At 56.0% G+C, this 218-nt stretch carries 1 protein-coding gene; it reads right to left on the bottom strand.

Translation table 11 applies throughout. From position 1 onward, the window contains the following. Positions 1-218, bottom strand: a 218-nt coding sequence (locus H6B10_RS17345) for a hypothetical protein (protein WP_204652552.1), incomplete at both ends; no start/stop codon positions are given.

Below are 218 nucleotides of genomic sequence, written 5' to 3'. Positions count from 1 at the left end.
GTAATGTATACGTTTACCGGTGTATCTGCATCCGCAGGGATCGCGATCGGCCCGGTAGAGCAGATCGACCACGGTACGGCCGGTCTGCACCGTATTGTATGCGACCCGTTCCGCCATCAGGCCGCTGTCTTTTCCAGCCAGTAAAGCGGGAAAACGATCGGCGGGATTTTTCTCAAAGCTGCTCATGAAAGCAGCGGCCAGCAGTTTGGGGGTATAAG

This window comes from Gemmiger formicilis, assembly GCF_016901605.1.
GTDB classification, from domain to species: Bacteria; Bacillota; Clostridia; order Oscillospirales; family Ruminococcaceae; genus Gemmiger; species Gemmiger formicilis_B.
The sequence above is the reverse complement of the archived record's forward strand: the minus strand, read 5'-3'. Positions and strand labels throughout refer to the sequence as shown.